Source organism: Streptomyces albus subsp. chlorinus, from assembly GCF_013302895.1.
GTDB lineage: Bacteria > Actinomycetota > Actinomycetes > Streptomycetales > Streptomycetaceae > Streptomyces > Streptomyces chlorinus.
Genome location: NZ_VJOK01000001.1, coordinates 701,085 through 709,086 on the forward strand (window position 1 = coordinate 701,085; position 8,002 = coordinate 709,086).

General features: G+C 75.0%; 8 protein-coding genes and 1 pseudogene. 4 read left to right on the top strand and 5 right to left on the bottom strand.

The window, feature by feature from the left end:
* The coding region (locus FM076_RS03235; RefSeq protein ID WP_243274286.1) for a hypothetical protein at positions 1–2,424 on the bottom strand (2,424 nt) is incomplete at its 3' end.
* Between the two features lie 231 nt (positions 2,425–2,655).
* On the opposite strand from FM076_RS03235, the gene FM076_RS03240 reads away from it, so the two are divergent.
* Together FM076_RS03240 and FM076_RS03245 are read left to right on the top strand one after the other, a co-directional pair.
* Positions 2,656–3,531, top strand: a complete 876-nt coding sequence (locus FM076_RS03240) for a DeoR family transcriptional regulator (RefSeq protein WP_173868431.1) — start codon at positions 2,656–2,658, stop codon at positions 3,529–3,531.
* A gap of 108 nt (positions 3,532–3,639) precedes the next feature.
* Positions 3,640–4,113 carry an SRPBCC family protein gene (locus FM076_RS03245; RefSeq protein ID WP_173868432.1) on the top strand — a complete coding sequence of 158 codons (474 nt, stop codon included), beginning with the start codon at positions 3,640–3,642 and terminating at the stop codon, positions 4,111–4,113.
* 91 nt (positions 4,114–4,204) lie between these two features.
* Here the strand turns inward: FM076_RS03245 and FM076_RS03250 are convergent, their stop codons facing one another.
* Positions 4,205–5,347 (bottom strand): PLP-dependent cysteine synthase family protein, encoded by a 1,143-nt coding sequence (locus tag FM076_RS03250; protein ID WP_173868433.1) that lies wholly within the window; start codon positions 5,345–5,347, stop codon positions 4,205–4,207.
* Positions 5,348–5,474: 127 nt separating this feature from the next.
* Between FM076_RS03250 and FM076_RS03255 the strand changes: the two genes are divergently transcribed.
* Both FM076_RS03255 and FM076_RS03260 read left to right on the top strand, forming a co-directional pair.
* The gene (locus FM076_RS03255; RefSeq protein WP_173868434.1) at positions 5,475–5,786 is read left to right on the top strand and encodes a hypothetical protein; all 312 of its coding nucleotides are present in this window, start codon (positions 5,475–5,477) and stop codon (positions 5,784–5,786) included.
* 191 nt (positions 5,787–5,977) lie between these two features.
* Complete coding sequence (locus FM076_RS03260) at positions 5,978–6,538, top strand: ATP-binding protein (RefSeq protein ID WP_173874479.1); 561 nt, start codon at positions 5,978–5,980, stop codon at positions 6,536–6,538.
* Between the two features lie 111 nt (positions 6,539–6,649).
* Here FM076_RS03260 and FM076_RS03265 read toward each other — a convergent pair whose 3' ends face one another.
* From FM076_RS03265 to FM076_RS33315, 3 genes and pseudogenes are all read right to left on the bottom strand, one after another.
* A complete protein-coding gene (locus FM076_RS03265) occupies positions 6,650–6,949 on the bottom strand; it encodes an SHOCT domain-containing protein (protein ID WP_173868435.1) in 300 nt (99 codons plus the stop codon).
* A gap of 116 nt (positions 6,950–7,065) precedes the next feature.
* The gene (locus FM076_RS03270) at positions 7,066–7,644 is read right to left on the bottom strand and encodes a GNAT family N-acetyltransferase (RefSeq protein ID WP_173868436.1); all 579 of its coding nucleotides are present in this window, start codon (positions 7,642–7,644) and stop codon (positions 7,066–7,068) included.
* Positions 7,645–7,648: 4 nt separating this feature from the next.
* Positions 7,649–8,002: pseudogene (locus tag FM076_RS33315) on the bottom strand (ROK family protein); the annotation flags it as partial.

Below are 8,002 nucleotides of genomic sequence, written 5' to 3' on the forward strand. Positions count from 1 at the left end.
CCCGGCGGGCGCGGGGGCCGGTTCGCGCAGCCGGGTCAGCAGTCCGGCCCGCTCCTGTGCGAAGGCGGGGTCGGCCTGGTAGTCGCCGTGCGCCAGGATCGGTTCCGGGAGGGGCTGCTCGCGGGTGCGGCCGTAGGCGAGGGGATCGAGGAGCGGGCCGCGGTCCACCCCCCGGCACTCCTCGGGCGGGCCGGACTCGGGGGTGTCCGCCCTCTCGGGCCTGATGGGTCCGCCGATCGGGTCGGTCAGCCGCCACAGGTTGCGCCAGCACTCCAGCTCGCTGTGGAGCGCCCCGAGCGGCCCCGGCCCGAAGTAGGCGGGGAACCAGCGCCCGTAGAGGCGTTCGAGGGGTGAGCCGTAGGTGAGCAGGGCGATCTGGCGGCGGGTGCGCGGGTCGAGCTGCCAGACGGCCGCCGCCGCCAGGACGCTGCCCTGCGAGTGCCCCGAGATCACCAGGTGCCGGGCGGGCCTGCGGTCGGTCCACAGCGCCATCCGCCAGGCCAGGTCGGGCACGGCGCGCTCCGCGTAGCAGGGCGGGGCGAAGGGGTGGGCGCTGCGGGGCCAGAAGGTGCCCACGTCCCACAGGATGCCGATGGTGCGGCGGGCGGAGGGGTCCTTGTAGGCGCGGCGCCCGCAGGCCAGCAGCAGGACGAAGCCGAGGCCGACCAGCCAGGAGCCCAGGGCCTGCACGGTGTCGGCGAAGCCGGCGACGACGGCGGGGGCGCCGTCCGTGGCCTCGCCGGGCACCTGGCCGGTCCGCAGCGTGCCGAGGACCGCCACGCCGCCCAGCACGAGGGTGGCCACGGCGACGGTCGCGACCAGCCAGGGCGCCTCGTCGGTGAGTCCGGCCCTGGCGACGGCGGCGGCGATCCTGCGGGAGCGGCCCTCGTCGGGCAGACAGCCGGGGTAGCCGGCTGTCACGTCGTCGGTGAGCCGCCGCGCGTCGCGCCAGATCCGGAGGACGAACCAGCACCCCAGGAGCACGACGAGGGCGAGCAGGACGGGGATGATCGACGCCTGCCAGGTGAGCACGGTGGGCGGACCGCTGATGCGGCCGCCGCCGGCGCCGGGTGTCCCGGGCCCGTCCAGCCAGTCGCCCACCCGCTGGGAGACGCCGCCGGACAGCAGGCCGCCCAGCGCGCAGGCGAGCATGGCCACGGCCGCGGAGGCGAGCCCGGCCAGTGCGGTGCGGGGCACACGCGTGGTGCGGTGCAGCAGCAGGCCCAAAAGTCCCAGCACGACGACGAGGGTGCCCTGGAGCACGGCCAGGACGCCGAACGTCTCGTCACCCGGGAGGGCCCCGCCCGAGGTCCATCCGGGACGGCTCCAGCCGGCGTGGACCATGGCGAGCAGCAGGACGGCGACGGAGGCGCCGGGGAGGGCGCGTACGGCGAGGGTGTCGGCGCGGTCGTCCGGCTCGCTCTCCTTGCGGCCCCGGCGGGCGACGACGTGGAGCACCCAGACGCCGCCGGCGAGCAGCAGCGCCTCCAGCAGCCAGCCCAGCGCGTCCAGGGCCGCGCTGCCGCCGGGTTTGCGGTCGTGGCGGCTCGCGGCGGCGGTCAGCGCGGCGGCGACGGTGAGGAACCCGGCGGCGGTGTGCGCGGCGCGCAGCCGGGCCACCAGCCGCCTGCCGTACCAGAAACCGGGCAGCGACAGCGGTGGGCGGCCGGCGGCGGCGGGGGCGTCCTCGGGCACGATGCCCTCCAGCGGACGCTGCGACTCGTAGGCGCTCCAGGTGCGGTGCGAGAGCCACCACAGCAGCACCGTGACGGCGACGGGCAGCAGGGCGGCGAGCGCCAGCCTGCGGCCCGGCTGGCTCCACCAGCCCGGCTGCCCGGTACCGTCGGGCGGGGCCATGAAGGCGAGCCACGAGCGGTCCCCGGCGCACTCGCTGCTCCCTCCGCACTGCCAGGCCACCAGGTCGAGCGCGACCTCGCAGGCCGCGGCGACCAGCAGCACGGTCAGCGACAGGGCGATCAGCCGCACCAGCAGTCCGTGGGCCCGCACCGTGGTGTCGCGTCCCCGGGAGGCGGGCCTGGTCCAGTGGGCGAGGTTGGCCACCATGAACGGCAGCAGGAGCAGCCACAGGGCGCGTGCGCCGTTGCCGGAGGTCAGGTTGGACCAGCAGTACGCCTCCGGAACGGGCCGGCCCGCGTAGTCCTGGGGACGCTGTTCGGCGTCCTTGTCGTCGGCCCGGCGGTGGACGGCCGCCGTGCTGTCCCCGGTGACGCGCACGGTGCGCGGGTCGCCGAGCATCTCGGCCGGTGTGGTTCCCCCCACGCCGTGGACGAGCAGCTCCAGCGCGAGGCCGGGTGCGGCCTCGCGCGTGTCCGCCGCGGCGCTCCGGTGCGGGCCGGTGTTCCGGTCCCCGTCCTGGTCGGTCTTCCTGTCCCCGCCCGGGTCGGTGTCCCTGGGCGGGTCCATGCGGTCTGACGGCACTGTGCTTCCCCCCGAGTCCCCCGAAACGGTGTGTCAGCTACCACACCAGCATCCCCGTCCGGCGGCCCCCGGTGCCAGCCCCTCACGGGTGAAGCCGGCCGGGTCCGGCGCCGAATCCTGCCATGGGCGCGCCCGTTGCGCCCATGGCAGGATGAGCGGACCAGCGGCCTTCCCCCCAGCCTTCACCACACGGTCACGAAAGGACGGAGAAGTGGAGTGAGCGACAACCAGAACCTTCTCGCGGAGCAGCGGCGCGCGCTGATCCTGGAGGAGGTGCGGCGCAGGGGCGGGGCGCGGGTCAACGAGCTGACCCGGAAGCTGTCCGTTTCGGACATGACGGTGCGGCGGGACCTGGACGCGCTGGCCCGGCAGGGGGCGCTGGAGAAGGTCCACGGCGGCGCGGTGCCGGTCGCCGAGGCGAGCACCCATGAACCGGGGTTCGAGGCGAAGTCCTCACTGGAGCTGACCGCGAAGGAGGACATCGCGCGGGCCGCGGCGACCATGGCGCAGCCCGGCAGCGCGATCGCCCTCTCGGGCGGCACGACCACCTACGCCCTGGCGCGGCACCTGCTGGAGGTGCCGAACCTGACGGTGGTCACCAACTCGGTGCGGGTCGCCGACGTCTTCCACGCGGCGCAGCGGCCGGGGGGTTCCGGTGCGGGCAGCCGGCCGGACGCGGCCACGGTGGTGCTGACGGGCGGGGTGCGCACACCGTCGGACTCGCTGGTGGGTTCGGTGGCGGACGCGGCGATCCGCTCGCTGCACTTCGACGCGCTCTTCCTGGGCGTGCACGGCATATCGGTGGAGGCGGGGCTCTCGACGCCGAACCTGGCGGAGGCCGAGACCAACCGGCATCTGGTGGGCTCGGCGCGCCGGGTGATCGTCGTCGCGGATCACACCAAGTGGGGGACGGTGGGGCTGAGTTCGTTCGCCTCGCTGGACGAGGTGGACACGCTCGTGACGGACGGCGGGCTGCCGGCCGAGGCCCGTGCCGAGATCCGGGAGCGGCTGCCGGAGCTGGTGGTGGCCGGTGAGCGGGAGCCGGGCGGGGAGCGCGGGCTCGGTGAGGTGGCCGAGGCGGAGGCTCTCTGACCGCTCGCCCCCGGCGGGGAGGCGGGCGCGCTCGGAGGGTGGTGCGGGGGCCGCGGGTAGGGTGGTGGGCTCCGCACGCCCGTTCGCACACTGCTGGGGGTTGTCAGCATGGCGCGTCAACTGCGTCCCGTCGTACTCGACTTCGCCGACACCGCGCCGCTCAGGCTCTCCTTCACGGCGGATGTGGGGGCGACGGCGGCACGGGTCTACACGGCGCTGGCCGACGAGCTGGAGACATGGCCGTGCTGGTTCACCGCGGTCACCGAGCTGAGGCCCACCGAAGGGGGCAAGGGCCGCGCCGTCCGGCTCAAGGGGGGCGGCTTCTTCGACGAGACGGTACTGGCGGCGCTGCCCGCCGAGCGGTACGCCTACCGGATCGACCGCACCAACGCGCCGGGCGTGCGGGCGATGATGGAGGACTGGAACCTGGCGTCCTCACCGGCCGGCGGCACCCGGGTGCGCTGGACGATGGCGGTGGACGGCTCCCCGGTGGTGCGCGCGGTGTTCCGGCTGGGCAGGCCCGGTCTCGCGGCCTCGTTCCGGGACGCGATGCGCCGGCTGGAGCGCAGGCTCAACCCCTGAGGCGCGCCGCCCGGCGCCCCGGCCCGCCCGCGCGGGCTCCCGGATCCGCCCCGTCCGCGCGCAGGACGGGGCACCCGCTGCTCGGGCCGGCTCAGATCCACTCGCCCGTCGCCAGGAAGCGCTCCAGGGTGCGCGCGTAGGGGCCGATGTCGAGCCCCTGCTCGGCGAGCCAGGCGTCGGCGTAGTACTTGTCCAGGTAGCGGTCCCCCGGATCGCAGAGCAGGGTGACGACGCTGCCCCGCTCGCCGCGCGCCAGCATCTCGGCGACGATCATGAGGCTGCTCCACAGCCCGGTGCCGGTGGAGCCGCCCGCCTTGCGCCCCAGGACGCGGTCGAGCGCGCGGACGGCGGCGACGCTGGCCGCGTCCGGGACCTTCATCATCCGGTCGATGGCGCCGGGCACGAAGCTGGGCTCCATCCGCGGCCGGCCGATGCCCTCGATGCGGGAGCCGGCCGCGCTGGTGGCCTCCGGGTCGCCGCGCAGCCAGCCGTCGAAGAAGCAGGAGTTCTCCGGGTCGGGCACGCACAGGCGGGTGCCGTACTGCATGTAGCGGATGTAGCGGGCGAACGTCGCCGAGGTGCCGCCGGTGCCCGCCGTGGCGACGATCCAGGCCGGTTCCGGATACCTCTCCTTGCTGAGCTGCTGGTAGACGGACTCGGCGATGTTGTTGTTGCCGCGCCAGTCGGTGGCCCGTTCGGCGTAGGTGAACTGGTCCATGAAGTGGCCGCCGCTGTCGGCGGCGAGGCGTGCGGAGACCTCGTAGACGGTGCGCGGATCATCCACCAGATGGCAGGTGCCGCCCTGGAACTCGATCAGCCGGGTCTTCTCACGGCTCGTCGTGCGGGGCATCACCGCGATGAACGGCACCCCGATCAGCTTGGCGAAGTACGCCTCGCTCACCGCCGTGGAACCGCTGGACGCCTCGATGACGGGCCGCCCGGGGCGGATCCATCCGTTGCACAGGGCGTAGAGGAAGAGGGACCGGGCCAGGCGGTGCTTGAGGCTTCCGGTGGGGTGGGTCGACTCGTCCTTCAGATACAGGTCGATGCCCCACTCCTCGGGCAGCGGGAAGGAGAGGAGGTGGGTGTCGGCACTGCGGCCGCTCTCCGCCCGCACCTTGCGTACCGCCTCTTTCAGCCAGTCGCGGTACGCCGTGTCGCTGCGGTCCACGTCCTGGGTGGGGAGGCCGGGGACGGGCGGTGCGGGTTCGGTGGCGCTCACGCAGCCGATCATAGAGGGGGGCTGGTGGACGGGCGCGGACGCGGGCATCCTGCTGGCATGGGGGTGGCGCTTCCCGGGGGTGTGCGGGCACTGCTCGGGGGTACCCCGGCTGGAAGAATCCGGTGGGAGGCGGTGTGTTGTGGCGGAGCCGGAGTTCGACGCGACAGGTGTGGGGATACGCCGGATGCTTCGCTCACTCACCCGGGCCGGCCACGTGCTGGTGCGGGACGGCGAGCTGGTGCTGATGACCAGCTACGGCAGCGAGATCGACAGCGCACCGGTCGAGGAAGTGCGGATCAGCGGCTACGTACTGCGCGACCAGGCGCTCGCGACCCTGCGCGGCAGGAGCTACTGGCTGCGGCTCGGTCTCGGACACCGCGAGGGGCTGCTGTCGGCCGTACGGACGGCCCGGGCCAAGGCGGCCGCCGAGCGGGGCGTACTCGGCACCTGACGCGCGCCGTGACCGCTTCGTCGCTCCGCGTTTGCGCCCCGGCCCACCGACTCTCATGCTGGCTCTGTAGCGCACGTCACATGTGATCCGCCCTCGCCCTGCTCAGGGCAGGCCCTTCCCAGGGAGTCACAGTTGTGATCAGTCCACCGAGCAGTACGAGCAAGCACACCACCCCGGGGCGGCACTGCGCCATGGAGTTCCAGGCGCTGCCCTCCCGGATCGGCCAGGTCCGCAGGATCATCTCCGCGCAGCTGCGCTACTGGCGCCTCGACTCCCTCGTCGACGCCACGGCCCTGGGCCTGACGGAGCTGCTGACCAATGTGCACCAGCACGCGGAGACCGACGGGCCGGTGCCCGACGAGGGGCCCGCGCCCGCCGACAAGCACTGCACGGTCGAGCTGTCGTTCATGTGGAACCGGCTGACGGTCCTGGTCCACGACCATGATCCGCGGCTGCCCCGGGTGCGGGGTACCGCGGCGCGGGAGCGGCTGTCCACGAACGGCCGGGGCCTCGCGCTGGTGGCGGCGATCAGTGAGAGCTGGGGAATGCGTACCCGGCACGACGGTTCGGGGAAGACCGTCTGGTTCTCCCTCCCGGTGCCGCCCCGCCCCGCCGCGGCTTCCACCGGACCGCGGACACCGGGCGCGGTGGCGGACGGAGCCGGGCCGGCCACCGCGCAGGACCGGCCGGCCGACGCCGCCCCGGCAGCCGTGCCCCCGCCCGCCGAGGTGGAGACGGCCCCCGCCCACTGAGCACACGGCGGGGCGGGAACCCTGGGCCGGCATCCACCGGCGTTCGGGTCCCGCCCCGGCCGCCGGTCGCGCGGACGACGCGCGGCCGGGAGCAGTCGGCTGGCGGTCCGCTCAGTGCTTGCCGCCCCCGGCCTCGCGGTACCGGTCACGGGCGCTCTCGTGGAGCACCGAGGCGCGGCGCCAGTACTCGTCCTCGTCGATCTCGCCCCGCGCGAACCGCCGGTCCAGCAGTCCGACCGGGCTGTGCGGGCCGTGCGCCGCGTGCGGCTGCCAGGGTCCGCGGCGGCCACGCGGGCGGAGGCGGCGCAGCAGGTGGACGCCGCCCGCGAGCACGGCCGCCCACACCAGCGGGAAGAGCAGCACCCAGGGCCCGGGTCCCGAGCCGTCGTGCCAGTGCGCCAGCAGTTCCATCGTCCTCAGCTCCTCGGCAGTGGTTCCGGCGCTCGCGGCGCCGCACGGTGTGTTTCCTCCGCCGAGGGTGCGGGCCGGGAGGGGTCCGGGGCGTCGTACCGCGGGCGGCCGTCGCGCTACCGCGCGGGAAGTACCCCGGCGCCGCCGGGCTGCTCCGCCGTGCCGGACGCCCCTCGGCCGGGCCCGCCCAGGTCGCGGCGCATGCACACGCGGGGCCAGCGGTCGAGACCGGCCGCGGCCTCCCCGGCGCGGATGCGGCGCAGTCCGGGGGTCAGTTCGCGGTCGGTGAGGGTGCGGAAGCCCAGACGCCGGTAGTAGGGCGCGTTCCAGGGGACGTCGCGGAAGGTGGTGAGGGTGAGGGCCGGCAGGCCGTCGCCGGCCGCGCGGGCCGCCAGCTCCCCGATGAGGGCGCGGCCGATGCCGCGGCGCGCGCTGTCGGGGTGGACGGAGACCTGTTCGAGGTGGAGGCAGCCGTCGACCGGCTCGGCGAGGGCGTAGGCGACGGGGGCCCCGCCCGTCTCGGGGACGGCCACCCACAGGCCGCCCGCGCGGGCGAAGCCGGCCAGTGTCTCGAGGGTGGGCGGTTCGTCGTCGGCGATCTCGTCCATGCCGAGGTCGCGGAACCAGTGGCCCGCCGCCCGCTCGATCTCCTGGAGTCGCCCCAGTTCGTGCGGGGAGCCCGCTCGGATGCGCATGGGCCTAGCCTCCCAGGACGCCGATGGGGTCGTCGAGGACGGGCTGCCAGGCCAGTTCGGCGGCTCCGACCAGGGAGTTGTGCTCCAGCGCGCTGGGCAGGACGGGCACGCTGCCGCTGCGCCCCCACAGGCTGCGGTCCGCGACGACGCCGCGCAGCCGCTCGCCGTCGGCCTCCACCAGGGCGCGGTGGAGGCCCGCCAGCACGATGCGGTCGGGGTTGAGGATGTTGACGAGCCCGGCGAGGCCGAGGCCGAGCCGGTCGATCAGCGCGCCGGTCGCCTCCCGTACGCGCGCGTCGGTCGCGTACGCGGTGCGGACCAGCTCCTCCGCCTGGGCCAGCAGGGAGGTGCCGGGGCC